This is a genomic window from Ochrobactrum sp. SFR4 (assembly GCF_019730395.1).
Lineage (GTDB): Bacteria > Pseudomonadota > Alphaproteobacteria > Rhizobiales > Rhizobiaceae > Pseudochrobactrum.
In genome coordinates this window covers 1-260 of sequence record NZ_JAAPBB010000948.1, presented here as the reverse complement: position 1 = coordinate 260, position 260 = coordinate 1, and the positions used below count along the sequence as shown (strand labels likewise).

At 43.1% G+C, this 260-nt stretch carries 1 pseudogene; it reads left to right on the top strand.

Going from position 1 to position 260, the window contains the following annotated elements:
- Window positions 1–39: 39 nt before the first annotated feature.
- Window positions 40–260 (top strand): annotated as a pseudogene (locus tag HBA93_RS21880) (amino acid ABC transporter permease); the annotation flags it as partial.

Below are 260 nucleotides of genomic sequence, written 5' to 3'. Positions count from 1 at the left end.
CAATAAGAAAATATTGCAAAACATGGGGCGTTGAGCACTGTGAACAGCACGATACTCAACCGCTTTTTCGGTACAATTCCGAATACAATACTCACTTTTATCGTATTCGGAGGTGTTATCTGGCTTGCACCGGCTCTTTTACAATGGCTGATCATTGATGCCGTCTGGTTTTCGGGCGATGTGACAGCATGCCGTGATGTACAAGCTGCCTGCTGGGCATTTATTCATGAAAAATATCGATTTATTCTGTTCGGTAGATA